Below are 26296 nucleotides of genomic sequence, written 5' to 3' on the forward strand. Positions count from 1 at the left end.
TTCCTCAATTCCGTCCTTCTGGCGACAGTACATCGCGCAGCCCGTCGCCTAGAAGGTTCGTGCCAAGGACCAAGACGAACAGAAATACCCCGGGAATGGTAATGAGCCAGGGTTCAAAGAGGATTTGAGCTTTGCCTTCGGAAATCATCAGCCCCCACGACGGAAGGGGCGCGGGCACGCCGAGACCCAAGAACGAGAGCGCGGCCTCGAGGATCATCGCCTGTGCCATCTCGAGCGTAGCCACAATAACCAGATTGTTGAGGAGGTTCGGAAGGATCTCGTGACCGATAATCTGCAGCATGGAAGCGCCCTGCAATTCCGCCGCGGTTACGAATTCGGAAGACCGCAACTGGATCGTCGTAGCCCTGGTTACCAGCGCGAACCGGTCCCAAAGTAGGAGGCCGAGCGTCAGCATAACCACTGTCAACGAGGAACCGACGAGCGCCACGACAGCCAATGACACCAGAATAACTGGCATCGCCAGGCGTGCAGTGATGATGAACATCGCGACACTATCAACCTTACCGCCGAAATAGCCGGCGCAAACACCGATAGCGGTTCCGATGAAACCGGAAACGACAGCGGTACCAACCCCAATCACAAGCGAGATTTGAGCCCCATAGATGATACGCGATAGATAGTCGCGGCCCAGCTGATCCGTGCCAAGTGGATGCTCCCAGCCGCCTCTTGGGAGCCACATCGGGGGTGTAAACCGGGTTGTAAGCGACTGCAGATAGGGGTCGTAAGGCGCCAGCAGCGGCGCAAACACAGCCATGACGATGACGACAAATAAAACCAAGAGCCCAAGCATCAGGCCGCCGTGCCTGAGCCAGCGCACCAGGCTGCTCCTTTTTGCAATCGATTCCGCGCTTCCCCCGGAATATGCTGATGCTGCGGTCATTTGCGGCGCATCCTTGGATCAAGCATGGCATTAAGCATATCGGCGAGTAGGGTCATCACGACATAGAAGAGCGAAAAACAGAGAACGAGCGCCTGGACAGTCGGCAGGTCGGCTCGTGATATGCTTTCCCAGGCGAGGGAACCGGCTCCGTGAATGGCGAATACGTTTTCGACGACGACAGAGCCCGCGAGCATGAAACCGAACTGCGCTGACGCCAGACTAATAACGGGCAACGCCGCATTGCGCAGGGCGTAGTCGAAAAGAACTCGCGTTTCGGAGAGGCCCATGGCACGCGCAGTACGGATATAGTCTGCTTCCAGAGCCGATATCATGCCTGAACGGGTCAAGCGCATGATCGCCGGCGTGGCGAAATAACCAAGGACAACGGTCGGCATGATGAAGCTCTGCCACGACGCGGTTCCCGACGCAGGCAGGACACCCAGCTTAACCGAAAACAGGATGATCAGAAGCAGGGCAAACCAGAAGCTGGGCATAGCCTGGCCAACAACGGCAAAGAGCAAAGCCAGCCGGTCCACGAGACTGTTTGGCCAACGGCCCGCGACCACGCCCAGAGGTACAGCGATGAGCAGGGCTAGGATCAGCGCGAAACACCCCAGCCGCGCTGTCATGGCGAAACGATCGAGGAGAAGTGTCGCGACCGGCTGACCAAAATAGAGGCTTGTCCCGAAATCTCCACGAAGAACGCCGGAGAGCCAGTGCAGATACTGAACAACTATTGGTCGATCGAAACCATAGAGGTGCCGAAGGCGATCGGCGTCGGCCGCGGTCGAAGCCTGGCCGGCCAAAGCGGCTGCCGGATCACCTGCCGCGAAGATCAGGGAATAGGCAATAAAAGATACGAACAGCGTGAGCAGACAGGCCATGACTATCCGGCGAATTGCGAAGTGCAACATCGAGCGCTCCTGGCAAAAAATCACGCCGTCCAGCCGCTCAGGGCGGCTGGACGGCAGGAGATCAGTTCCATTTCGCGTCGTAGAATGGAATGAACTCGTCGGGATTGATGTGAAGATCAAGATCTTTCGACATCGCGGTGTTCATACTCCATACCCAGAGCGGAACCCAGTAGGCCCGATCCGCGATCAGATTCAGCGCCTTCGAATAGAGCCCTTTCCGGCGATCCCTGTCCATGATCTTGGAGGCTTCAACGATTGGCGCGACGATCTCCGGATCATTCACAACATCGTCGCCAGTGCCTCCGAAGAAGGCACCGACGCTCAAGGCGACGTCGCCCACGCCATAAGAGCCCCAGTCGCTGTAATACATGTCCTGCTTGTGGCTGCGCCACTGCTCTACGCCCGCAGCATATTGAAGGTTGTTGAGCGCCAGGTTGATTCCCACCGCAGCTAGATTGGCCTTGACCGCTTCTGCCACAGCCACGCCTTCGGAAGATATGACCATGCTCAGGTTGAGGCCCTTTTCCAATCCGGCTTCCTTGAGCAGCTGCTTTGCCTTTTCCGGATTGTACTCATAGGTGGTGACGTCGGTCTCGCAGCCGAACTGTACCGGATTGCACGCCGAGTTGATGATTGGAGAACTTTCTCCCTTAAACGCGTCGCGTATCTCCTTGCGGTTGATAGCGTAGTTGACCGCCTTGCGGACACGAACATCGGCGAGCGGAGAGTTGGGCACGTGCGGGTCCATGCTGATTTCGTCGAAACGCATGATTGGCGAACTTTCCACTTGCAGGCCTGGTTGGCTTGCTAGACGCTGGATGTCATCTTTCGGTACACGCCAAATCCAGTCGATGTTACCACCCAGCAATTCTGCATATTGTGTATTACTTTCTGGCAGGACGCGGAAGTTGATCCTCCCGATCTTCGGATCTTCCTTTTGTCCGCCCTTGTAATAGTCCGCGAAACGCTCAAGTTTGACGCCAACGCCAGGCGTCAGTTCAATCAGTTTGTACGGTCCGGTTCCGATTGGCTTGACCGCCATGCCCGCCGCACCGACCTTCTCGTAGTAAGCCTTCGAGTAGATCGGTACGTTGCCTGCGAGCATCTCCAGCGCCAACGGATAAGGCGCCTTCATTGTGAGGCGAACGGTGTCATTGTCCAGCTTTTCAGCCTTGTCGATCCAATTTACAGCGATGGCATATTTGGCGCCAAAGTCAGGGCGGGAAACCAGGTTGAGGGTGAAGACGACGTCGTCAGCAGTTAGGGCATCCCCGTTGTGGAATTTGACGCCCTTTCGAATCTTGAAGTCGATCTGCGAGTCGGAATTGAACTTGTACGACTCAGCCAGTTCCGGAACAAACTTACCGCTCTTGAAGTCCTTGGAGACGAGGCCATCGTAAAGAATGCGGCCGACAGAGAGTGCTTCACGGCTGGTCGCGGTATAGTAGTCCAGCGTCTCAATCTCGTTGGTAAAGGCGACGTTTAGCGTGTCGTCCGCCTTGCCCGCGAAAACCGGCTGGCTGAGCGTCATGAGGGCAAGGAGGCCCATGGCGGCTTTGTATTTCATCGCAATGATTTCCATAGCATTTCCCCTGTTACTGACTAGTAATTGATGGCTTCTACATCCGGCCTTTACTCTATGTTGTTATGCCTCGGTCTTTCATTCTCCCCAGATAGTTTCGTAAATCCTCAGCAGATTCTCGCCGTAAATGTTTCGAATCCCTTCGGTGGTAAAGCCACGCCGCAGCAGAGCTTCTGTCAGCGTCAGCATGGTTTCAGGTGTCTCGATGCCTGCCGGATAGAAATGCGGCGGTTCGGGATAGGCTTCGGGACTCCAGATATTGTCGGCGAGACATTTCCGGTATTCTTTCAATGAAGTGGCATCATCCATATACGGGAACTGGCCGCTGTAATAATCGATGCCGAGCGTGACGTGCTGCGTGCCGACAAGGTCGCACATGTGAACAATGTGATCGATGAACTGATCGATAGTCGGACGCTTGTCGCTAGAAACGAACCCAGGGAAGCCCACCACTCCAACGGTGCCGCCGTTCTCAGCGATCGCCTTGATTAGCTCGTCAGAAATGTTGCGGGGCGAGGGATGGACCGATTTGGCATTGGCATGCGAAATAATCACTGGCGCCGAGGAATGTTCGATTGCGTCCATCGTCGTTCGAACGCCGGTATGCGAGCAATCGACGATTATGCGCGCTTGATTCATTCGCTCGACTACTTGGAGGCCAAAGCGACTCAGGCCACCGTCCGTATGCTCTTCGCAGCCATCGCCGATCCGGTTTTTGACGTTGTACGCCAGTTGCATCACGCCGACGCCCAAAGCCTTAAAGGCATCGATGAGATCGAGGTTGTCCTCAATCGGCTCAGGCCCCTGGAAGTGCAGGATAATGCCCGCCTTGCCCAGCACCTTCGCCTTGCGGATATCGGCAGCAGTCCGGACCAGCATCAGGTCGTCGCGCTCTCGAAGTAGCTTATGCCACGATCCGACCGTCCGCAGCGTCGCGCCAGCGCCGTTCCAATACCCGACGGTGGGTGCGATCGCGGTCAGACCGCCCGCCCTGTAGGCAGAAATCGTGCTCGTATCGTCCAACAGTGGGCATACTGCATCGATGATGATTGCAGCCTCATGCAATTGTTTCGTGGTGAAATCCATCCAGTTCCTCCCTCTTCTATGTGGCCGTCTGATCGAAGGCCGATAGTGCCGAAAACGGGACCAACCGGCGCCGATGCCCTGCCCGCGCTTTCCCCAGCGTAATTTTCCTGTAAGAAATTTTTATCACTTTGGCAACAAAAATGTCATATTGTTGATATCTTTGAGGTTGGATGCAAAAAAAACCGCCAACCTTGCGGGAGGACGGTTACAAGTGAACCTGCCACGCGCGTGGAGTCGTCGCGACGGCTGGTGATAGGTTCGATTTCCAATCAGTGTAAGCGTGCCGCCCTCGATGACGGTGAGCGCGCTATCCGCGCTGATCTGCGAAGGCATCCCTGGCGCAGGTGAGCACAACGCGATCTGCCTCTACCCGCGCGATGCGAATGGTCGCGGAATTGGTCGAGAAAACGAAGTAGGTGAAGCTGTAGCGCGACCGGCCGTTAACTGATGTATCGCTTAGGGATTTTCGATTGAAGGCTTCCTGTGGCGTTTGCGGACCGGATCGCTATCAGGATTTCCCCGCCTATCTAACAGCTTGTTCGGGGATCACTCGTAAGCCACGCATGATCGACCCACAGTGCCACTTTGTTGAGGACACGCGCGGTATTGCCCACGGGCGGCCCGGAACGGCAGCGTGGGGTGGTTCTTGGAGAAAAGGAAGGACGTACCCGATCGGTTGAACCCGCCGCTCGACATCTGCCACCCGCTGGTCTTCTTCGACGGGCCTGCAGGCTCAGATTGTAGGCCTGCGTAAATCGGTGCACGGCACGATCACAGCGGTAGAAGGGCACCCCCATCATGCACGACGCTTAGAAGAAATGCCACGCTCGCCGGATACGCCGATACGTTCCGCACGTCTCGCGTATCCCCTACCGTCTGTCAATTGCCCCCTAGCTTGGCTTTTCCTCCAACGACGACGCAGCCATGCGACAATGAAAGGTCAAGGACTCCCCCGCTCGCTGATGCCTGCAAAGCCCTCAAGTCCGTCCTACCCAGGATCCTCGCCCAATATGGGTGGAGCTTGCAATGCATCGAAACGCAAACTTGGTCCTCATCGATGGCGATTCTCGGCGAAAAGAACCTTGATACGAAATCAAATTCCTTGAGTGCTCCGTCACGATCAGCTAGAGCCGTTAGAGCAACACCGCGGCAATCAATCTGAGCTATGCTGCGAAAATTCGGCACATAATTAACAACGACATTTTCGTTGTCGACGATAACAACATAGTCATCATATGCCTTACGAATCTCCTTAACCTGTATATTCATGCATCGTTGGACAACTTCGTATTCCGACGGATCCGCAGGGGCCGTGGCAATGACCGGAAGCGCGACTTGTACAACATCGCCTTTCCGCCAAGCCTCGAGATGCCCGCTCCGGGAGTGATAGGAGATTCGATTAGAACGACCATAACCGGCGCAAAACAGCCAATACGTCGCTGCCAATGTTCCATGTCCACACAGGTCCAGTTCGGAATTCTGCGTGAACCAGCGAATTTCGAAATGGTCTGTCTCCTCTAAGGCGCGAAGAAACACTGTCACAGGCTGGCGAAAATGTTGCGCCAGCAGCAGGCACTCGGTCATCGCTGGATATCTATCAAATAGCACGACTGCCGCCGGATTGCCAGCGAACCGGTCGTCCGCAAACGCATAGACCACCTCTGACGACGGATCGCCGCCCGAACGGCTCGCGTCAAACATCTCCTCGCCTGAGGCTCGTGGTAGAATAAACCCTCTTTTGGCGGTCATGTCTCAACTCCTGGGGTCCTCGATTCAGGACAGGTCACGTTCACAGCCCCCATTAATCGGGGGCTAGATTTCCGTGCTCTTCGCTTGGATAGGCCTGCCGCGCTTCGGCTCTGGCCTCTAGATGCAAGAACCCAAATGGTTCCGTCCGCATGATGGGAACCAGCTTGGATTCCATGTCTATTGCGTCAACCAACCTCGCGCAGGTGCCAGCTACTGGGAACTCCCGCAGAACATCCCTCATCTCGCGGACGTCACGCGTGGTATCGTGTGCAAGAAACGAATGCTCGGGCAGGCCCTTGATGTCGCGAATGTAAACGGGCGTCGACACGTTAATCGGGCCGCCTCCGAAGTCGGCGAGCCCTTGCAAGTTGACCGTCTTGCTGTAGGGCACATCCGCCAAGAGCTCGCACCGGTGCACATGAGTAAAGCTTGACGTGCCTAGGCCGACAATCAATCCAGCTGAACGGCTTATCTCACCAAAAATCGAATCGTCACCGAACGGATCGTATTTCCACCAATCGGCTTCGCATAATTCCTGCGCTCTCGGGCCTGTCACGACCATCGAATAGGCGGGATGTTTGGTGCGCCCAGCAGGAAGCTCCCGCAATACAAGATCTGCCAAAACTCCTGCTTCAGACTTGGTCTCAGTCCAATGAAAACGCTGTGTGGTACAGTAACTCAACGTGAAAGCAGGCAGCATAACGGTAGAGGACGAAGCGATTCGCTCAATCCAATCAAGAAGAATTTTCGTTACCTCCTTGGCGGCTACATTCCTTAAAGCTACTAGAGATGAGTGCAGTACAATCGTGCTGGGAGCTCGCTTTTCAATGTATTCGATAATTTGCGCCAACTCGTCCCTAAAGTCGACCCCCTGCCCGCTCTTCCCTGAGGAGTTCGCAAGAGATTCGCAGCGATCCATCGGTTGAATTCGCCGTGCCCACTCCCCGAGCGACTGATCTTGCTCTTGATAGACGTCCTCGCCAAACATGAGGCCAGCTTCAGCCAACTTGAGTTGGATATCGAGGAAGTTCAATGAATCTATGTCACACTCCCGAGCGGTTAAGCTGGCAAATACCCATCTTCCCTTGGTGGCGTGTACCGCTTCCAGCAAGAGATCTAACGGTGACCCCGCCGGATGTTCCGTCTGAGGTTTGGCGTGGTTCATGTTCGCCCTGAGCGCCTCCTTGGCAATTCTCTCAAGGGCGCGTTGGTCGAGTTTTCCATTGGCAGTAAAAGGAAGCCCGACAAGAGGCACAACGAGCCGCGGAACACGATCATTTGGGAGCATATCCGATAGTCGCCGATGAACTTTCACCACATCGGCGTCCGCGGGCGTCACCATGCAGACCAGATCCTGGCCCTTGTCGCCGTCTTTTTCCACCACGACCACCGCTGAATCCATGCATAGACCTGTCTTATCGATGGCGCTGGTAATCTCCCCTTTCTCCAGTCGGGTTCCTCGATACTTGATCTGATCATCGTTTCGTCCAAGAAAGCGCAATCCGTGTTCTTCGGAAGCCACGACATAGTCCCCAGTACGGTACAGCACTTGTTCCCCGTTAGCCGTCAAAGATGGCACGAAGCGAAGTTTCGACTGTGGTTCGTCCGCCACGTAGCGTTGGGACGTCTGCACACCGCCCACCCAGAGCTCGCCCTCGACTTCAAAACCAACCTCGCAGTTGTTTTGGTCAAGAACATAGAAATCAACGTTGCAAGCTGGTTTTCCGATGAACATCGGGAGGTCGACATCGCAACGGCTGCAATAGTGGTGACTAACGGCAACACAGCACTCGGTTGGGCCGTAGCTGTTTACCAGCGTAGCGTTTGGAAGAATCGAGTAAAATCGCCGCCGGACCGAATCCGGTAAGGATTCACCGTTGCAAACCACATATTTGAGATCCGTGAACCGCTCCGCTACATGGGGCAGACGCTCAAGAGTTCCAAGGAAGCGTCGCAGCAGTGTTGGAACCATTTGAAGGACGTTCGTTCCGCTGTGAATTAGGAACTCAATCGTTTGAATGATCTGCGCTTGCGGTTGCGTAGTAGGCAAGATAATTGTCCCGCCGGTCGCAAACGGTACGAAGAATTCTGGGATTGAGACGTCGAATGCTGGTCGCGTAAGTTGCGAGATGCTGGTGCCCTCCGAGAAATCGATCATCTCGATATACCAGTCGACCAGATTCAGGAGAGCTGCCTGGGAGACCGGTACCCCCTTGGGGATCCCCGTGCTCCCGGAGGTGTGCATGATGTATGCTATGTTTGAGAAGGCTGAGTAGATACCTTGGCGTGTCGAAAGGCGCTCAACGCGCATCGAACCCCTCGGATCCCGACACACCATGGCATTGGCGTTGGTGTTTCGGATTATATGGGCTAACCGCTCGTCTGAATCCGATGGATCAACGGGCACGAAGGCAGCGCCCAGCATTTGGGTTGCAAGAATGACGGTGACAAGATCAACTGATCGAGGAAGTTTGACAATCACCGCGTCACCGGGACGGACGCCGACAGTCTCGAGCCGACAGATAAGGCTGGACGCAGACATGCCCAAATCCCGATAGCTTACTTCGCCGCTCTCGTTCGTACGAACAGCCGTGTTGGACGCGAATTTATCCAGAGTTTCGGCAATAACAGCGGCTATATTGTCGTGTCCAAAACGTAACGGCCGGCGCGGACCGGACAGGGTCGGCATCAGAGTCTGCATCGTAGGCATCCCCATTGCAGTTTTCCGTCAACCGCCCGCGCTTACATGGGACGCCTCGCGGTGAAGAGGCCCAGTCGCAGTTGGCAGACCACGTGAGCGCGGCCAATCTGATTTTGTCTAGCGTCGCGACTTAGGAGCTTCAACAATCGTGCCAACTACGCCGAGAGAGCGTTCAAGGAAATTATCTTCAAGGTATTCAATGGCTTTGGACTCTGCAGCAGGACATCAGGTCTAGCACTACCTGTCGCGATCTCCATAAACCGGACAATAGTAGTCGGGTTTCCGACGCGGTCGGTTGTCTGTCGCGTACAACGAGCAGAATGGGATCGACGGCAAAGAGGAGAAGGCTTCGTTCGTGCGCTCAACGAAACCGGCAGTCCTGGGCGTGTTCCGGCGCCCTCGCTCCGCTGCCTGATCGTGCTTTCGCAACGCAGCCGACCACCATTCCAGACAGATCACGAGCTGGGATCGCCCATCATGAGCTTACCCTCGACAATGGTCGAACCGTCCTGTTCGCGCATTTCCAGGCAAATGCTCTACGACAGTACCGGGCTGTCATTTCCCGCCCGCTACGTCCCACGGGACGAAACGCGGAAACAAGGGGTTTCTACGGACCGCGCCGCCCTGCCACTGATAGAGCGGCATGCAACGGCGCCGATAGCGACCCGTTACCCTGTGTGACTTTGATGTTGGTAATCTCCATAGGACTTGCCAACAGAGGCTTTGCTCGGAGAGGTGACATCGCCAACGCTAAACCCAGACTGCGGCAGCTACCCTTGCGAAGTTCCGCCCCATGATCTTCTTCACGTCTGAGTCACTGTACTGCCGAAGCAAAAGGCCCTCAGCGATGTCAGGGAGCTGCTCCGGGAGGATGAACCGCCATGACGAATAGTCCCATTGAACGGCTTCTGACTCCGGCCAGACATTGGGAAATTCCTTGACCAGGTTTGGCATCTCGTCAGGATCCAGGACGGCGTCCAAGCCAAGGCCAACATGGTCGACGCCCACTAGGTTCGCCACGTAGTCGATGTGGTTGACGATCGTCTCGGGCGTACAATCCTGATCCGCGGCCATGTATTTGCTGACGCCGTTGATACCCACCACCCCGCCGATCCGGGCGCAGGCCTTGATCTGGTCGTCGCGGAGATTGCGCTCGTGGTCCCAGAGCGCCCGCGGATTGGAGTGTGTGAAAATGACAGGCGTCTTGGAAATCTCCATGATTTCCATCGAAGAGCGGTAGCCAGTGTGCGTACAGTCGACCAGCATGCCGACACGATTCATCTCAGCAATGGCATCGCGACCAAGTGGCGTCAGCGGGACGTCCTCATCTGTACAACCACCACCAAACGCGTTGTTCTTGTTATAGGCCAGGTTCATTTGGCGTACGCCGAGACGGTGATAAGCGCCGATCATTTCGATGTTCTGGTCGAGAGCGTTGGCACCTTCCAGATCGAGTGCAACGGCTAGCTTGCCCTCTCGTTTGGCCCGTTCCACGTCGGCAAACCGGTCGACGATCACATAGTTGTCGCTATGAAGCTCGAGCCATCTACGGTAGTGCGCCGCACAGCGAAGCGATTCCTGCCAAGACAGGGCGTCCCATCCCACATTAAGACCAATGAACGTTGCCCCACCATCGCGCCAGCGCGAGAGGAAACTCAAATCCAAAGTGGGACGGCAAGCGACGCCGGCGTGGGTGTCCCAAACGATCGAGTCAGCAAGCAGCTTTCGTGCCGCTTGAGCTGTTTCCCGTTCACTGTTGAAAGTATTGGCCACGATTTCGCCCCAACTTGCTCGAAATTTGGATGCGCTTAACCTGCCGCGCTCGAAAGGTTTCGAGCGCGGTAGGAGGCGTCGTATTGCTTTGATCAGGCTTCGAACCAGCAACGCGCGAAGTTTTTAGCCTCGCCGTGGAAGTGATTTCCTACGAAACCCTGGACATTTTTCGCCAAGCCGTTGATGGAGGTCGAAAACATCAAGGTTATGTGGCCTGCGTCCTCCTGCACCATTTTGGCGGCATCATGATATAGGGACTTGCGCTTGTCGGTATCTAATTCCGACCTGGCTTGGGCCAAAAGCTTGTCAAACTCCGGTCGGTACCAGTTCCCATCATTCCAGGGCGAGTCGCTAGCGAAAGGCTGCGTGAACGCCTGGTCTTCCGTGGCCAAACTGCCGAAATAGGAGGCGCAGAACGGCTTTTTCATCCAAACGTCGCTCCAATAACCGTCGGCCGGCACACGTTTAGGATTGATAGTAATGCCAGCTTTGGCCGCCGATTGCTGGAAGATTTCTGCGGCGTTGACGGCTCCGGGGAACACGGACTCGGACACGTAGAGATCGATCGCCCCGCTGTGGCCAGACTTCTTGTAGTGGAAGCTGGCTTTATCCGGATCGTACGTGTGCTGAGGCAGTTCGGAATAGAGCGGATAGATCGAATTGATCGGATTGTCGTTGCCTATGGTGCCGTATCCCGCCTGCGTGGTTTTTAAGATCAAACTTCGATCAACCGCATATTTGAGCGCTAACCGCAAGTCGGGATTGTCGAATGGCGCTTTGTTCGTCTGCATCACGAAATAGTTGAACGTGGTTGTATCCGCTACGTCGATCTTGACCGACGGGGAGCTCTTTAGCCGCCCGACAATGTTCGGTGTGAGTTCCGAGGCAAAGTGTGTTGAGCCCGCCAGGAGTGAGGATACGCGGGCCATATCATCATTGATCACCAGAATCTCAAGCTCATCGAACAGTGGCTGCTCTGGCCTGAAATACTTCGGATTCCGCCTAAAGTTATAGCGGACGCCTGGTTGCGCCGAGGCAAGGATAAACGGTCCCGTTCCAATTCCCTTGGCGGGGTCTTGTCCTTCGGGTTGAGCAATCAGCGCCGCATTGGTCATCAGGTACGGAAAGTTGACGTCCGGAGCAGCCAGGGTAACCGTCAATTGGTGAGGGTCGTTCACCTTGATATCCGTGATCGCTTTCATCAGGGCAGCGGCGCCCGATTTCGTGTCGGGGCCGCGGTGGCGGTTCAGCGAGTACACCATGTCCTTGGCGGTGAATTCTTTTCCGTTGTGAAAGGTGACGTCTTTTCTCAGGGTAAATGTCCAGGTCTTTCCGCCGTCGCTCGGCTCCCAGCTCTCAGCCAACTCGCTGGCCAATTTTCCATCCGTAGTGCGCTCCAGCAGCCGATTGCCAAGCTGATAGGAGACAAACAGCGGGACCGAGGAAGGCATATTCGTAGGGTCAACCGTATCGGTGGTCGATCCACCCTTGACCCCGGCGACAAATTTACCGCCGCGTCGCGGTGTTTGAGCAAATGCCGTTGTCGGCAGAACAATGCGGCCAACAGCTCCGGCTATGCCGAGACCTACAGATCCACGGAGCAAAGCTCGTCGATCAAGCTTGAACAACGGCTTCTTGCTCGACTCTTCAAAATCCATCGTTAGCTCCCATTGGCTTTGGCGGCCGTCAACGGCGGTTCCCTTGTGGGTTTCTCGTCCGGGCGATCGTCGCTTCAACGTCGCAACTCTAGCTTCCGAATTACCGGCGTCCCAATACAACTTGGGCACCGATTATTGTTGATTTTGTTATGAATGGGGGGGATAAAAGTGGCAGTCGGTATCGCATTGTATGGAACACTTGGATGGCATCTCCGTCCCTTGAAATGAGGGAGCTTCGTGCCTTTGTGGCTGTTGCGGAGGAGCTAAGCTTTGTGGGTGCTGCGAAGCGGCTTAATGTTGCCCAGCCGGCCTTGAGCAGGACAATCAGCATGCTGGAAGCCAAGCTCGGCGTGCAGCTTCTAGACCGGACGACCCGATCAACACATGTCACCCTGGCCGGCAAAGTCTTTCTGGCGGAAGCGCACTATACGCTGGCTCAAATGAAAAGGGCGGTTCAGCTCACCCAAGAGGCAGAGATCGGCCTCACGGGCGAATTGCGAGTTGGCTACATGGATTTTGCGATCCACGGCCCAATGGTACCTCTCCTGGCTGAATTCAAGCGGACTCATCCGCTTGTGAAAGTCAGCTTGAAACGTCATCGATCAGACGCACAGTCGACCGATCTTAACGCCAATCGTATCGATGTTGGCTTTGCCGTGAGGCACCGCTTTCAGGGCAACGTAGAAGTAAGGCCGTTCACGCAAGAGGCGTTGGTCGCCGTTATCAGCCGACACCACCGCCTCGCGGAACAGGAACGCGTTTCATTGAGTGAACTTGCTGACGAGCCGTTCGTTATGGGGGATCGCGAGGGCTGGGAACTTTACCTGCCGACCGTGGAGGCTTTCTGTGCAACTGCCGGGTTCGTGCCGAGGATCGCCCTTGAGGCGCAGGATGGCGCTGCCATCTTCAGTATGGTGGCAGCAGGCCTTGGCATTACGGTTTATCCATCATGCGTCAGGAATGCTGAACTACCAAACCTGGTGATTAAAGAATTTGTCGAGGCTTCGCCACTTGTGGAAACATTTGTTCTAACCAGACAGGCAGGCTACTCGTTGGTAACCGGCAAGATGGTGACCTACCTCCAGCATCTGCTATCGGTGAGGTAGTGCCAGGGGTCGCGATCCAGTCACCCCCCGCGTTACGAGACCCTGTTACCACGATGTCTCTAGGCTCTCGGTGATGCTGTAGAGATATTGGGACCGACAGGCCGCCGCTACCATTTGCTCGGCTAGTCGTGTGTTGAAAACGACCGTTTTCCGGACACTCGGCCAAGGTGACGTGAAATTGGCAAGACGGCAGCCAATTCTGTTCGGAAATTATGTGCGGAATTCTATTGTGCGGAAAACGGTCATGTGAGACTATCCGTACATGCTCATCGGATACGCCCGCGTCTCGACTGTCGACCAGAACTTGGATCTGCAACGCGACGCCCTGACCCGCGCCGGCTGCACCAAGATTTTCGAGGAAAAGAAGTCGGGCCGTGCCGGCACCAAGCGACCGGAGTTCGAGGCGGCCCTCGCCTTCCTCCGCCCCGACGACATCCTGGTCGTGTGGAAACTCGACCGGCTCGGCCGGTCTCTCGTCGAGATGATGCGCACGATCGACACGCTGCGGCGCCAGGAAGTTGCTTTCCAGAGCCTCACCGAGCACTTCGACAGTGAGACCGCGCACGGACGCTTTGCGTTGCAGATGCATGGCGCCATGGCAGAGTATTTTCTCGACCTCAACCGCGAGCGGACAATCGAGGGGCTTAAGGCCGCCCTCGCCCGAGGCCGGAAAGGCGGGCGCCGGAAAAAGCTCACCGAGGCCGACCTTGAAGCTGCCAGTGCCTTGCTGAAGGCGGGCACGATCCCGGTGGCAGACATCGCCAAGCGGATGGGCGTGGCCCGCACCACGTTCTACGCCTATTTCCCGGCCGCCCGCAGCCAGGGGAAGGCGGCCTGATGCCGATCCGCAAGCACCGCCGCTGGTTCTACCCGATCGATTGGCCGGAGCTGTCCCAATGGGTGCGGTTCAAGCGCGCCAAAGGCCGTTGCGAAGACTGCGGCCGGCCTCACGGCAAGACAGTCGCGCACCTAGGCGACGGCCGCTGGTGGGACGATGAAGCTGTTGTTTGGCGGTCTGGCGCGGGGAAGGCCTTGCCTGACCTCCCTCCCCTCTTTGAGTGCTCGGAGCCGATCCTGCATACGAAGGTGGCGCTGGCGGCGGCGCATCTTGACCACGACCTGTCAAATAACGCGCCGAAGAACCTGCGGGCGTTCTGCCAGAGGTGCCACATGCTGCACGACAAGCCCGAGCACCTCCGGCAGCGTGATCTTACCTACAAGAAGCGCAGGGCTGTAGGCGACCTGTTCGGCGGCCGCTACGAATAGGTAACAGCGGCCTAGCCGCCTTTACCGGTCAGGATATAGGCGGCGTTTGAGCCGTTGAGCAGAGGTCATTTCCGCTTCTTCGTCAGCCTCGTCGTCATCGCCGGAGGCTGCCTCTCGCGACAGCATGATCAGTGCGAAGCCCTGCCGCTGCAGAAGGACTTGCTCGAAGAGGGGCGCGGCTTGACGACCCCTCTCCACATGAAGCCACACGCCGGCGTCGGTTTCGTCGATCTCACTGGGCACGCCGATCTCATGCTTGCGCCGCAGCAGCAGCGAGTGCGCCGGAACCATGGCCCCGGTTGGGACTGATAGTTGGGGAAATTTGAGCGAGTCGCGATAGTCGCGCAGCACCTTGCCGTTTTGCGTCACCACAATGGCCACAGGTTCCTCGCGGAACTTGACGTAAGCGCGGCCGGCCGCCTCCTTGCTGACGTCGTACTTCTTGGCGATGGCCGACAGTTGGCGGATGTCGGGATCGTTGCCCACGGCAACATCGACCCGGAATTTTGGGGGCGGCATAAGGAGCTGCGAGGCAAAGCGATTGGCCTCGACTTCCATTTTCAGCCGCCGATCCGACTCCCCGCCCTTCAGCGCCCGCATGTCCTGGAGCTTGCAAAGAAACCGTCCTTCGGCCGACGGCACATGCGACGGCATCAGGAAGTGCCCAAGCTCGTGGGCTATGGTGAAGCGCCGCCGCTCCCTAGGGCTCGCTTCGTTGAAGAGAATTGTTCCGTTGAACTTGTCGGCCGAGGTGAGAAGCCCGCCTTCGTAGCCGTCAGTGGTCAGGGGGACGATCTCGAGAATATCGAGGCGCAGGCACAATTCCTCAATGGGCACCGGAATCGCCAGCTGCGGCTCGTGCTTGAGGATCTCCAGAACCAGGCGTTCGGGGCTGGCCGCATCGGCCAGATCGATGCGGCTGATGTTCATCACTTGGAGCGGCTCGCCTTGAGACGCTCGGCCAGCAAGGCAATGGTTTCCCGGTCGGCCGGCGAAAGCTCACTGAGATTGCGGTAGAGCGCCACGAGTTCGGGTTCCTCCTGGCCCGCGGCCGGATTTTCGCCAACCAGATCCGCGACGCCGATCTTGTAATAGTCAGCAAGGCCTTTAAGCAGGACAAGGGATGGGTTTTTGCTGGCGCCGCGTTCAAGGTCCCAGATATGCGCCTTGGAGGCCCCGACTGCGTCGGCGACCTCCTGCAGCGATTTCCCGCTGCGCACACGCAGCTGCTTCAGCTTGACGGCCAGTTCTACCATTCAGTCCTTCTCCGGAATCATTTTTGGCGCGCACGCTTTCGCGGCGCGCCGTCTGATTAGGCACTACAACATCATACCATGGGCATTGACGCAACCCGCGTCGTAAGATATAGTTGTACGCACTTGTAGCAAACGAACCTTAATGGAGACTTTTATGGGCAAAAATCAGCATGTCGTACCTCGCGACGGTCAGTGGGCGGTGCTCGGCGCCGGCAACAGCCGCGCCACTTCCCTTCATCCGACCCAGGCCGACGCGATTGCCTCGGCAAGGGACATCGCCATCAACCAGCAAAGCGAGGTGGTGATCCATCGGCCGAACGGACAGATCCGTGACTCGAACTCTTACGGCAACGATCCCTTCCCGCCGCGCGGTTAGCGGCTTCAACAAAAGGATACTCCAAAATGCAGACCCAGCAGGCAGCCCCTACGAGGTCCCGAAGAAGGACACCATCAGCTACGCCGAGGTGATGACGCTTGCCTACCCCGATTATCCGCAGCACCCCGAGATCACCTACTCGGTAACTTACACGCGCGGCGATGGCCACAAGCCGGAAGGCATCCTGGCTCCGGGTGGCAGCGTGAAGGTCAAGGAAGGGATGGTCTTCAGTGTTAATCGAACTGGCCAGTCATAACGACGATATCCGTCGCCTGCTCGAAAAGGGCTATGCCCTGAGGGTGGACACATTGCACCTCGTGGTCCGGGACATTCCTTACCTCGACCACGAGGGCGCGCTTCAGACCGGGTCCATTGTCGCCAAACTCGTCCCTGTCGACGAGCATCACTTCGTGCAGGATGACCATCAGGTCTATTTTGCCGGATCGGCCCCATACAGCCTCGAAGGACAGCCCGTCGCCAACCTTGCCGGCGGTGCAACGACCATTCCCTTGTCGCATGACGACGTCGTCGTCGAGCGGTCGTTCTCCAACAAGCCGCCGGCCGGCTTTGCGAACTTCTTCGACAAGATCGAGCACTATGTCGCCCTGATTTCCGGGCCGGCGATAGAGCGGTTTCCGCAGGCCACCCCCCTCACCTTTCGCGTCGATCCCGACATCGTGCCGGAGTCCGTGTTCAAGGTTCATGACTCCCTGACCAGCCGCGCCGAGATCGCCGATCTCGCCAGCGTCTTCGTCGACGACGTCATCGCCATCAGCGGGCTTGGTGGCACCGGCTCCTATGTTCTGGATTTCATGGTCAAGTCCAGGGCCAGGGAGATCCGCGGCTTTGACGGTGACCTGTTTTACCCGCACAACGCGTTCCGGTCGCCAGGTGCCCTGGATCTCGATGACTGGCAAAAGTCGAAGGCCTCGGTCGCCGAAAAGCGCTACACGAACTTTCGGAATGGACTGTCCATGCGGCAGGTCTATATCGATGCTTCTTCCACGGCCGAGCTTGAAGGGGTGACGTTTGCGTTCGTTTGCGTCGACAAAGGCTCTGCCCGCGCCGCCATCTTCGACCTTTTGACGGGGATGGGAATACCTTTCATCGACGTCGGCAGGGCCTCAATCGCAAACAGGGTCCGTTGGCTGGCACACTGCGCGCGACCTATTTCAGCGCCGAGGATGCTGAAAAGGTTCGGGCCATGAACTTGGCCGAAACGGTGGATGACCCTGACAACGCTTACCGGCAGAACGTCCAGATCGCGGAGCTGAACGCCATCAATGCAGCCCTTGCCGTTATGATGTACAAGCAGCGGCGGGGCTTTTACGTCGACGACAGTTCGGCGTACCATTTGCTCATGGATACGAGCACTCTCCGGATCATGTCGGAGCGCGACATATGACGGACTTGGCGCTCCGGCACGTCCAGTACGTGCCAAAACAGCTCGAGCCAGGCATTCTCTACGTGTCGAAGGAGTTTGCAGTGGCCGCCCATCTTTGTGCATGCGGCTGCGGTAACAAAGTCTCGGTCCCGCTGGGCCCGGCCGAATGGACGTTGTCCGAGCGCGGCGGCCTTGCAACACTGCGCCCCTCGATCGGCAACTGGCAGCTGCCTTGCAAGTCCCACTACCTGATCACCGACAGCCGGATCGACTGGGCGCCGCGTTGGAGCGAGGCACAAATAGCTGCCGGCCGCCGATCGGAAGAGAAACGGCGCGAGGCTTACTTCAAGACACGTCAGCCGAAGCGTGGTCTGGTCGGACGCCTGTGGAACGCGTTCCTCAAACTGCTTGGATGGCGCGAATGACGACGCCTTCGTCCGAAGTTGCGCTGTCGCCCTGGAAAGACGGGCTGGTCCCGATGGTCCATTGCCCCGAATGCCACGCCCTTTATAGGGACGTGCATCGTCCGTGTCCGGTCTGCCAGCATCAGATGCAGCCGGACGCGTTTCCCGAGTTGCACGGCTGCGTCGTCGCTCCGCGATATACTTTGCCGGGAGCGGCCCCCTATACAATCTTCGTGCTGCTCGGCTTGATGCGGAACGAATGGGAGCGGCCGCTAACCGATTCGGCCGGGATATCTGGGCGCGTTTCCCAGCGCCTGGTCATCGTAATCCTGTTCTGGACGGCCTTTGAAGTGTTGATGGAGCGGTTCTTCGAGGCCGCATTCGCGGATGATCCCGAGAGCAAGGAACTTCGCCGGACGCCCAACATTGGGCAAAGGCTGGACCGGGTCTACCGCGACCGTTGGGGCAAGACCTTCTGGGACGATCTGGCCGACACAGGATACCCGGAGGTGGCCCGCCACCTTCAGACCGTTCAGCATCGGCGCAACGCGTTCATTCACGGAAACGCCGAGGCGATCGACGATGCGCTCGTCGCCTCGACAATCGCCAGCTTGCTGGACGTCCAACTGGCCTGGATCGCTCTGTTCAATAAGCGCTGCACCGGCAGGCAGAACAAGATTCCGGTATGGGCGTTCGAGCCGAAGCCGTGATCCGGCGGGCTGAAGGTTGGCCCGACCGCCAAATTTCAAGCCGCCCCCTGCTTGGCGAGATGATCTGAAATTGCCTTACGGACCGCTTTGGAAAACAGCGCTCGGCGCTGCGGATTCGCGACGAGCGCGTCCCGCAGCGATTTTGGCAGCTCAAGCTGCACACCGGCCTGGTTGATTCCGCGATTGCAAATGTTGTTCTTGTGTTCGCCAGGCAGCCGGTGGCCCGAGGTGATGGCTTTGAAGCCAGCTGCCTCCAGTGCCGCCGCGATCGCGTCGCGCAACTCCTTGCCTAGGCCTCCGAGCCAGATCGTTTCCGGGTCGTCGCCGTCGGCACGGCCATGCATGCCGATTACAATCCGGGCCCTGCTGACCAGGTCGGCGCATCGATTTTGGTCGAAATACTCGGACGGTATATGCAGTTCGGAATGCGGTCGTTTCGGCTTGAGCCCCTCAAACAGGTAGAGCGAGAAATCATCTCCCGCGACGGCGGTGGCCAATTCAGACGTGCCATGCTCAATCCAGCCGCCATGCGGCGCGACAATTGCCACGGCCGAAGCTCGATCCAGAACCAGGAAATCGTAGTCAACGCCCTGCGTCTTCTCGGCTGCCAAGTCAGCGAAAGCCATGTACTCGCCTTTTCTGGTCTTCCGCAGAATGCTTGGAGATTGATTCATCGCTAGCTCCCTGTCCGGTTCCTAGATCCTCCCGATCGCAACGAACACGGCCAATGGCCGATGCGGCACCGGCAAGCGACCTCTCCGGGGGATAACTGGTAAGTTCACTCTTTGTTCTATCCGGTCGCCGTCCAATCCTGTATGTCATCAGTGTGCTATGCAGCCTCCGGTTTTGCGCCAAGCTGTACGGACAATGAAAGCCTACCCGTGACAGACCGTGAAATCCACCTCTACCTCGATGACAGCGGCAGCCGCGAGCCAGACCGAGAGCCTAAAGAGAAGCGCCGGGACGAAATGGACTATTTCGCCCTCGGCGGCATCCTCATCAACGAGGAAGACGTCGATGAGCTCTATGCCCGCCACAAGGCCTTCTGCCAGAAGCACGGCATCACCTACCCGCTCCCCTCCTGGGCCATCCGCGGCGGCCGTGGCGACTTCGGCTGGCTAAAGAAGCCGGAGTCCGCTTTTGAATTCCTGGGCGATCTGCAGGGGATGCTTCTCGCGCTGCCCGTGATCGGCATCGCCGCGGTGATCGACCGACCGGGCTACGTTGCCCGTTACCGGGACCGGTATCAGGATCAGCTCTGGTTCATGTGCAAGACCGCCTACTGCATCCTGATCGAGCGCGCCGCCAAATATGCCCGCAGCCAGGACCGCAAGCTGCGCGTGTTCTTCGAGAGGGCTGGCAAAGCCGAGGACCGCGACCTGATAGCCTACACGCGGATCCTGAAGACGCAGGGGATGCCGTTCGATGGCGTCAACTCCGCCAGCTACGGGTCATTAACCGCTGAGGAGTTCAAAGACATCGTGCGCGGGGAGCCGCGCGGCAGAACCAAAGCCACGCCGATGTTGCAGATCGCCGATCTCTACCTCTATCCGATGGCCAAGGGCGGCTATGACCCGTCCTACCGGCCCTACAGGGCCCTGATGGACCACAAGCGTCTCATCGACGCGCACCTGCCGCCCGAGGACCTGGCATCCTGCGGCATCAAATACAGCTGTTTTGAACGGATAAAAAACAAAGACCCGGACTAGCCGGGCCTTCGTTTTGAAATGGTCGGCTGGCGCCTTGGCGCCCTCTTCTTTGGGTGCAGCGCGGTTCCCCGGCCCCTGAATCCAAGGACATAGGCCGGATGAACCTTGAAACACCCTCCCCCTGAATCCAGAATCGTCCCCGATGCCCTTGCGTCATCACGGGAAACCACCATATCTGGATGCAGTTCACCACAGGGAAGCCCGAGATGGCCCAGCCAGAAACCGCCAAAGCAGACGTCGATAAGCTACGCACCAATGAGAAGAAGTGGACCAAGGCACTCATGGCCACAGGCTGGAGCGCTTTCCCGAACATCATCATCGAGAAGCAGCAGGCCCTCGGGCTCGATGCGCTCGATATGAACATCATCATCCACCTGGTCCAGTACTGGTGGCTGCCCGATAACCTCCCCCACCCCTCGGTCGAAACCATCGCCAAGTCCATTGGGGTGACGCCCCGCACCATTCAGAAGCGCATTGCCGCCCTCGAGGCTCTTAAACTTCTTGGCCGGGAAGAACGGCGCAACACGCCCAATGGCAGCATGACGAACCGCTATCACTTCGACGGCTTGATCGAGGCTGCCAGGCCGTTTGCGCTCGAAAAGGCCGCCGAGATCAAGAAGGCAGCGCAGGAACGGTCGGACCGGCTGAAGCGCAAGAAGCCGCAGCTGGTCGTGGACAACGATGCGTAAGCAGATCGTGGCGTAGCTCAGAGGATAGAGCGCCTCGCTTTCGACCTGGGTGGTGCGTGACACCGCTATCTAGGGGCGAGGAGGTCGCAGGTTCAAGTCCTGCCGTCACGCCCATCGTTTCCCATACCGCGCCTAGGCCTTGCCTAGGCGGCGGGAAAGGTCGCCAGATTCCCCGCGTAAGTGCGCATCTGCAGGCGCCGATCTTGGTATTTGCCACGGTAGTTGAACAGCGCCAGGAGCTGCATTTCAAGGAGCCATTGCGAGGCATCCCAGGCGTGGAAAATGTCCATGTCGTAATTGAAGGGCGACGAATGCGTGACGCCGTTGCGAAATTCGGTCAGCAATGAGAATCCGTCGGCGACCGGCTGCCCCTTCTTGGGTTTTAAGCGCTTGCGAAGGAGGTCAGATTGATCAGCCGGGTCTCCTTCGATCTTGAGCAGACGGGTACAGGCCCTGATGCGTTCGGCAAGACTTACATTGCGCAACATCCAAACGCTCCACCCTCCGCGTGTCCCGAGGACATAGGCCGCGAGCGTTTCCAGGCCGGCCGCCGACATGATGACCGCCGTCTCCACCGAATCGTAACGGGCCAGGTTTGCGATCTTGTAGTAGGCCAAAGCTCGCCCGACGCCGCGCTTAGCCTCCGGGGTCTGAAAAATGGTCATGTAGCTGGTAAACACTGCCGGCAAGTCGTCTGCCATTGCCCAATGAAACCAGTTTTTCGGTGCCTCCAGCCTGTCGGCCCGGGAGAATCCCAGACATCTGAACCCGTTTCGGGCAGCGTTGCGGACCTCGCCATATCCGACCCGTGTGCCCTTAATGAAACCAAGGAAGGAGCAAACTTGGCTAAGGAATTCATAGAGCTTGGCGGCCTTCAGGGGTTTGCCATCCAAGGATCGAATCAGCGCCCGATGTGAAATGGTGCGCAGCAGCGGCAAGCGGACACCCCCTCCGCCCAAGGCGAGGAAGTGGTCGAATGGCTGCACGGCCACTGCCAAATTGCCGAATTGCAACTCGATTTCGATCTTTTTTGGATGAATTGACGGACCGGATAGAATGACAGCCTCCGCCAATCCCTTGGATTTCCCCGCAAGATCCAGAGGTGAGAACCGCGATGTCGCTGAGAATTCTTCGTGCCCGACAAAGTGATACTTATGGGAAAGCATCAGGAACTCATGTCCTGCGCCCGGCGCCACCCATCGACTTGTTTGAGACTGCGCTTAATCGGGCCATCCCAGAGCTCCTGAACCGCCGCGTTGGCGTGCCCGGCAATAGTTACGACGTTGCGAAAGTGCGCGTCCCGGATCACATAGAGTTGGGCATCCTGCAGATGCCAGGCCGCAGCGCGCGCCTGGAAGAGGGCTTCTGGATGCGGATGGAGGACATGGTCGACGGCATCGTGCCGCAGATGCTGCCCTTCCTTAAGGAAAAACCCTTCGCCTTTATCGGGTTTTGCTATGGCGGCGTCCAGGCCTTCGAGGTTGCCCAGCGGGTGCGCCGCGATCACGGGCTAGAGCCGGAACACTTCTTCGTGGCCGGTGGTCGCTCGCCACAGATTTATCGACTCGACCGTGCCGGCCTCGGCATGCAACCGGCTTCGGACCTTTTTGAACCGTCGTTTCAATGGGCTTCAATCGGAGTTGCAACGCGGGTGGGAGTGAAGCCAAACCGACGAGATAATGCTTGCCTGCGTTGCCACCCTTACCCTGAACAACGCGCACCTCCAGAGCGTGCCCTCGCCAGTTGCCACGCTGGCAGGCCTTCCAAACTGCCTGCCGCGAGATTCCTGCCGACTTGGCGAGCAGGTTGAGTGGGACGAATTCTTTCCTCGACATCGTGCGCTAGCCCCTAGCGGCGGAACGGAAACCACCGGGTAGCAGCTCGAGTTATCCCTGGCGTGACAACCAAACCTTGGATCCCCCACGCAGCCTCAGGAAGCCGTACGGATGTCAGCCATTGGCCGCAGTTCGTTTCGCGAGGGTGTAGAAGGGTGACCGGTGACAGTGGAAGGAAAGCTGGGCCTTGGCCAACAGGGCTGCGGTCTTGGTCTACCAATCCGGGGGTCTTGGGTTGACCAATCCGCTGCCGACCGTAAGCGGGTTTACCAACAAGGGCGGCTGGATTCCATGCAAATCCAACCACTTAATGCCGGTCCAGAATTAACGGTCATTGAGGCCATTGGTAAAACTGGTCTTAGGATCAGAAACTCCTACCCTCGGCCTGAAAACGCTCTTGTTTTCAGTCGCATAGGCCACACACACGCAAGCCATAATTCCGGACTGGTAAACCCCACGAAATGCCAAATAATTCCGGACATCATACCAGTCTGCCCTTTTACGCGACTTTCGGAGCACAAAACGCGAACCTTGAGGACGCGTCGTGTGGTTTCGACGTCAATAACCCTGCCCATTCCGCGGCTCCGTTGAGCATGGCAATGGATGGAACCGGGCCGGAAGCAGGTGCTCCGGTTCTGGAGCAAACTAGCCTGAAAGGTGCCATTCTGCCGGCGACCCCAACCCGGTCATGGTCAATGGAGCGAGCCAGGAACTCGGCACTGGTACCGACTGGCTCTGCGCCTGCGCGTGCGGGATCGTTGGTGAGTTAAGCTCTCAATGCATCTTCCCGCTGAATGCTGAATGCATCTTGCAGCACCTGAAGTTTGGATTTGAAGCGGTCATAGTCTGGTATTGCCTCGCTGGCCTCCCCATCAAGACCAAATTCGACGGATAGAGCGAGCATCTGGTCGCGAATTCCTTTGGCATCAAGTGATTGGTCGAGCCCATCTCCAATCCGTTCAAAGAGAAAAAGACCCTGTTCGCGAGTGGCGCTTTCAGGGTGGTCCTGGAGGAAGATTTTGCGCTGCTGTTCGACCAATGCTTTGACACGATGACGCAATCGTTCCTCTTCCGCCGCGCGGCGCTTACGGTTCAGTCCTTTGAAGAGCGCCTTCATTCGATCTAGAAAGACGACGATGCTAGCTTCGAGTGCTTGATCCGCTTTCGAGGTCTCGCACAAGGCGACAATAGCGCGAGCGAGACCAATCTTATCGATATGGCTAGCATGAGACTCGGCCGCCACCGTCAGTGCGTCATAGATGCCGACCTGCGTGTTCAGGTGAGGTACGACTTCGGCGGGGGTCAACGTGATCGCCCCACCCTCGCGGAATTCAGCGACCTCTCTAAAATAGATATTTGCGGCAGCTACGGCGAGTTCGATAGGTAGAAGATCCTCCGGTTCTGTCATGGCATAACTTGGATCCTGGACGATCCCGAAATCAGCGAACTGCATCACGTAGTCGGGATTGAGGAGACGGCGGACTTTCTTATCATTCCTGCGTAGTTTCTCGGCGGCCTCATTGCCGCTTTTGTCGGAGTCGAGCAGAATGATTACTGCTGGCGCGTCGCTGTCGCGACCCCGGATCAGATAGAGCATGTATGGGACATGGCTGGCTGAGCCGCACGGCACCAAAACGGTCCGGTTGAGGTCAAGCAACTCGCTCTCGCTCGCTGCGCCGCGGCGCTGGATCGCTCGTGAAAGGCCTGCGAGCAGGACCTGGTCAGCGGTCCATCGACCAGAAGATTGCAGGCGCCGATAAAAGCCGTTTCGCCGACGTAAGAACCGAAGGCCGAGCGGAGAGGCTCGTAGTGATTCTGCGAGGCGTCTTTAATTACGCGTGTACCATCTGAACCCTTGCCCTTCTGAAGCACGCGAATGCGCTCGGCACGATTCTTGTCGAGCAGAAAGGGCGAGTGGGTCACATAGACAACTTGAACCGGCCGCGCATCTCCGTCAGGCTCTGCAAAGCCGCGAAAGATTTTGAGCAGATCTTGCTGGGCCTCGGCCGAGAGGTAGGCATCGGGTTCGTCCATAAGCAGGATTTCAGGTCGATCAGGATCGGGCTCGTGCGTTTGCGACTGGATGAAATACGAGAGGAAGTATTTGAGTCCTGCGCTGCGCTTCGTCGAACGTATATTGAGTTCCGGTCCGATCGCGGATTGTAAAGACGAGATCGGACTCGAGTGCAGTAACACGAAGTTGGAAGTCGCGATCTTGGACCCAATATTTTGGAAAATTGAGCCGTTTTTCCAATTGCTGATTGATGCTCTCGACCAACGCCGTGACGTGTCCATTCTCTCCCGCATCGATAAACTGCCCCAGCTCGACCAGACGCTCAGGCTCAACATTGGCAAGGTGCAGCAATAGCTTACGCGCAAGCGTGTAGGATTTTCTGAGCTCACCCTGTGTGGCAGGGCTTTCATCCATCTCGGAAATAATTGGGCTGAGCTTAGGCGCGAGGCCTGGCAAGTCCTTCGCAAATCGCGTTTGGTCGGTAGAATAGATACCACGAAGGATGTCGGCGACCTGTAGTGAGAGCCTCCGGTTTTGCCGGTCACGCAAAACGCCACTTTGTCCAGAGATAAGTTCAGAAGTCGGTAGCGCGCCAGGTAGCGCGACGTTTGATTGGATCGTGAAGACTCGCGGCAGCACGGACTTGCCGAAGTCGCGTGCCGCAGCACCGAGGAGCTCCTCACGATGAAAGATGCCCGTTGACGTCGAGAAGTATAGCTCGAGCTTGTCAGGACCTTGGCGGAACATCAGGAAAGACTGGAAACTCTCAGGCGCGCCTGCTATCTCGGAACGGATCTTGCCGACTTCGTCCTCTGTCACGTCACTCCAAGCGATACCAAGATGAGGCCAAAAGTCGTTGCCTCTCTCGACATTGAAAAAGTCGCAATATCGGCACAGATCCTGGTGCTTGAAATCCTCTCCGCTAATAGCCTTGCTGATCGCGCCTAATAAGTGACTTTTTCCAGATTCGTTGGCGCCGACAATAGTAGTGATGCGAGCGTCGATCGGAACTTCTATGTAGGGGTACCACGACTCTCCGATCATTTCCCACGGGCGAGGTTCAGCGTCGCGATGCGCCTTGCGGTGATGATCGTAGTTGAAGGATTTATAAAAACGCGCGTAGACTTTGTTGATTTTCACGAAAACGCCTCCCGATCCCCTGCCAACATCTTGTCGCGTTAGT

27 protein-coding genes and 1 tRNA gene are annotated in these 26296 nt (G+C 57.4%); 13 read left to right on the forward strand and 15 right to left on the reverse strand.

The features are described from left to right. Positions 1-4: 4 nt before the first annotated feature. From JG743_RS30150 to JG743_RS30185, 8 genes are all read right to left on the reverse strand, one after another. Complete coding sequence (locus JG743_RS30150; protein ID WP_202295994.1) at positions 5-901, reverse strand: ABC transporter permease; 897 nt, start codon at positions 899-901, stop codon at positions 5-7. Then, positions 898-1815 (reverse strand): ABC transporter permease, encoded by a 918-nt coding sequence (locus JG743_RS30155; RefSeq protein ID WP_202295997.1) that lies wholly within the window; start codon positions 1813-1815, stop codon positions 898-900. The genes JG743_RS30150 and JG743_RS30155 overlap by 4 nt, the downstream gene beginning before the upstream one ends. Positions 1816-1876: 61 nt before the next feature. Next, positions 1877-3397 carry an ABC transporter substrate-binding protein gene (locus JG743_RS30160; RefSeq protein WP_202295999.1) on the reverse strand — a complete coding sequence of 507 codons (1521 nt, stop codon included), beginning with the start codon at positions 3395-3397 and terminating at the stop codon, positions 1877-1879. 78 nt (positions 3398-3475) lie between these two features. Continuing rightward, a complete protein-coding gene (locus JG743_RS30165; protein ID WP_202296002.1) occupies positions 3476-4483 on the reverse strand; it encodes a dipeptidase in 1008 nt (335 codons plus the stop codon). An 879-nt stretch (positions 4484-5362) separates the two neighbouring features. After that, positions 5363-6232: a PhzF family phenazine biosynthesis protein gene (locus JG743_RS30170; RefSeq protein WP_202296005.1), complete on the reverse strand. Its 870-nt coding sequence runs from the start codon at positions 6230-6232 to the stop codon at positions 5363-5365. Between the two features lie 52 nt (positions 6233-6284). Next, positions 6285-8933, reverse strand: a complete 2649-nt coding sequence (locus tag JG743_RS30175; protein ID WP_202296008.1) for an AMP-binding protein — start codon at positions 8931-8933, stop codon at positions 6285-6287. A 750-nt stretch (positions 8934-9683) separates the two neighbouring features. Next, positions 9684-10706: a dipeptidase gene (locus tag JG743_RS30180; protein WP_202296011.1), complete on the reverse strand. Its 1023-nt coding sequence runs from the start codon at positions 10704-10706 to the stop codon at positions 9684-9686. A 92-nt stretch (positions 10707-10798) separates the two neighbouring features. Continuing rightward, on the reverse strand, positions 10799-12364 hold the full coding sequence (locus JG743_RS30185) for an ABC transporter substrate-binding protein (protein ID WP_202296014.1): 1566 nt from the start codon (positions 12362-12364) through the stop codon (positions 10799-10801). 224 nt (positions 12365-12588) lie between these two features. On the opposite strand from JG743_RS30185, the gene JG743_RS30190 reads away from it, so the two are divergent. From JG743_RS30190 to JG743_RS30200, 3 genes are all read left to right on the forward strand, one after another. Continuing rightward, on the forward strand, positions 12589-13470 hold the full coding sequence (locus tag JG743_RS30190) for a LysR family transcriptional regulator (protein WP_244673236.1): 882 nt from the start codon (positions 12589-12591) through the stop codon (positions 13468-13470). 262 nt (positions 13471-13732) lie between these two features. Beyond that, on the forward strand, positions 13733-14308 hold the full coding sequence (locus tag JG743_RS30195) for a recombinase family protein (protein ID WP_202296020.1): 576 nt from the start codon (positions 13733-13735) through the stop codon (positions 14306-14308). Further along, positions 14308-14736 (forward strand): hypothetical protein, encoded by a 429-nt coding sequence (locus JG743_RS30200; protein ID WP_202296023.1) that lies wholly within the window; start codon positions 14308-14310, stop codon positions 14734-14736. Before JG743_RS30195 ends, JG743_RS30200 begins: the two co-directional genes overlap by 1 nt. Positions 14737-14757: 21 nt before the next feature. On the opposite strand, the gene JG743_RS30205 is transcribed toward JG743_RS30200, so the two are convergent. After that, positions 14758-15666, reverse strand: coding sequence for an ImmA/IrrE family metallo-endopeptidase (locus tag JG743_RS30205; protein ID WP_202379379.1), 909 nt, complete (start codon positions 15664-15666; stop codon positions 14758-14760). Continuing rightward, positions 15666-15992 (reverse strand): helix-turn-helix domain-containing protein, encoded by a 327-nt coding sequence (locus tag JG743_RS30210; protein WP_202296029.1) that lies wholly within the window; start codon positions 15990-15992, stop codon positions 15666-15668. Before JG743_RS30210 ends, JG743_RS30205 begins: the two co-directional genes overlap by 1 nt. A gap of 154 nt (positions 15993-16146) precedes the next feature. On the opposite strand from JG743_RS30210, the gene JG743_RS30215 reads away from it, so the two are divergent. Genes JG743_RS30215 through JG743_RS30235 form a run of 6 tightly spaced genes read left to right on the forward strand, consistent with a single transcriptional unit; the run spans position 16147 to position 18866 of the window. Beyond that, positions 16147-16368 carry a DUF2188 domain-containing protein gene (locus JG743_RS30215; RefSeq protein WP_120018641.1) on the forward strand — a complete coding sequence of 74 codons (222 nt, stop codon included), beginning with the start codon at positions 16147-16149 and terminating at the stop codon, positions 16366-16368. Further along, a complete protein-coding gene (locus JG743_RS30220; protein ID WP_244672981.1) occupies positions 16322-16624 on the forward strand; it encodes a multiubiquitin domain-containing protein in 303 nt (100 codons plus the stop codon). Before JG743_RS30215 ends, JG743_RS30220 begins: the two co-directional genes overlap by 47 nt. Next, positions 16599-17576, forward strand: a complete 978-nt coding sequence (locus JG743_RS30225) for a DUF6791 domain-containing protein (RefSeq protein ID WP_244672982.1) — start codon at positions 16599-16601, stop codon at positions 17574-17576. The genes JG743_RS30220 and JG743_RS30225 overlap by 26 nt, the downstream gene beginning before the upstream one ends. Then, on the forward strand, positions 17573-17773 hold the full coding sequence (locus tag JG743_RS34360) for a hypothetical protein (RefSeq protein WP_244672983.1): 201 nt from the start codon (positions 17573-17575) through the stop codon (positions 17771-17773). The genes JG743_RS30225 and JG743_RS34360 overlap by 4 nt, the downstream gene beginning before the upstream one ends. After that, positions 17770-18177 (forward strand): DUF6527 family protein, encoded by a 408-nt coding sequence (locus JG743_RS30230; protein ID WP_202296031.1) that lies wholly within the window; start codon positions 17770-17772, stop codon positions 18175-18177. The genes JG743_RS34360 and JG743_RS30230 overlap by 4 nt, the downstream gene beginning before the upstream one ends. Further along, positions 18174-18866: a hypothetical protein gene (locus JG743_RS30235; RefSeq protein ID WP_210388514.1), complete on the forward strand. Its 693-nt coding sequence runs from the start codon at positions 18174-18176 to the stop codon at positions 18864-18866. Before JG743_RS30230 ends, JG743_RS30235 begins: the two co-directional genes overlap by 4 nt. 35 nt (positions 18867-18901) lie before the next feature. On the opposite strand, the gene JG743_RS30240 is transcribed toward JG743_RS30235, so the two are convergent. Next, positions 18902-19492, reverse strand: coding sequence for a poly-gamma-glutamate hydrolase family protein (locus JG743_RS30240; RefSeq protein ID WP_202296037.1), 591 nt, complete (start codon positions 19490-19492; stop codon positions 18902-18904). Positions 19493-19747: 255 nt separating this feature from the next. Here JG743_RS30240 and JG743_RS30245 point away from each other — a divergent pair, with 255 nt between their 5' ends. The 3 genes from JG743_RS30245 to JG743_RS30255 all read left to right on the forward strand — a co-directional run bounded on the left by JG743_RS30245 (position 19748) and on the right by JG743_RS30255 (position 21378). Beyond that, complete coding sequence (locus tag JG743_RS30245; protein WP_244672984.1) at positions 19748-20575, forward strand: DUF3800 domain-containing protein; 828 nt, start codon at positions 19748-19750, stop codon at positions 20573-20575. A 206-nt stretch (positions 20576-20781) separates the two neighbouring features. Further along, positions 20782-21264 (forward strand): helix-turn-helix domain-containing protein, encoded by a 483-nt coding sequence (locus JG743_RS30250; RefSeq protein WP_202296040.1) that lies wholly within the window; start codon positions 20782-20784, stop codon positions 21262-21264. Positions 21265-21270: 6 nt separating this feature from the next. Next, positions 21271-21378, forward strand: a tRNA-OTHER gene (locus tag JG743_RS30255). A gap of 29 nt (positions 21379-21407) precedes the next feature. Here JG743_RS30255 and JG743_RS30260 read toward each other — a convergent pair. After that, positions 21408-22430 (reverse strand): hypothetical protein, encoded by a 1023-nt coding sequence (locus tag JG743_RS30260; protein WP_202303186.1) that lies wholly within the window; start codon positions 22428-22430, stop codon positions 21408-21410. A 164-nt stretch (positions 22431-22594) separates the two neighbouring features. Between JG743_RS30260 and JG743_RS34365 the strand changes: the two genes are divergently transcribed. Beyond that, positions 22595-23074, forward strand: a complete 480-nt coding sequence (locus JG743_RS34365; RefSeq protein WP_244673237.1) for a thioesterase II family protein — start codon at positions 22595-22597, stop codon at positions 23072-23074. A gap of 791 nt (positions 23075-23865) precedes the next feature. Here JG743_RS34365 and JG743_RS30270 read toward each other — a convergent pair. The 3 genes from JG743_RS30270 to JG743_RS34370 are packed head-to-tail and all read right to left on the reverse strand — an operon-like array spanning position 23866 to position 26253. Then, positions 23866-24696 (reverse strand): hypothetical protein, encoded by an 831-nt coding sequence (locus JG743_RS30270; protein ID WP_202296043.1) that lies wholly within the window; start codon positions 24694-24696, stop codon positions 23866-23868. Beyond that, positions 24684-25133, reverse strand: coding sequence for an ATP-dependent nuclease (locus tag JG743_RS30275; RefSeq protein ID WP_244672985.1), 450 nt, complete (start codon positions 25131-25133; stop codon positions 24684-24686). Before JG743_RS30275 ends, JG743_RS30270 begins: the two co-directional genes overlap by 13 nt. Positions 25134-25152: 19 nt before the next feature. Then, positions 25153-26253: an ATP-binding protein gene (locus JG743_RS34370; protein ID WP_244672986.1), complete on the reverse strand. Its 1101-nt coding sequence runs from the start codon at positions 26251-26253 to the stop codon at positions 25153-25155. Between the last annotated feature and the right edge of the window lie 43 nt (positions 26254-26296).

It is taken from the genome of Mesorhizobium sp. 131-2-1 (genome assembly GCF_016756535.1).
In the GTDB taxonomy this organism is placed as follows: Bacteria; Pseudomonadota; Alphaproteobacteria; order Rhizobiales; family Rhizobiaceae; genus Mesorhizobium.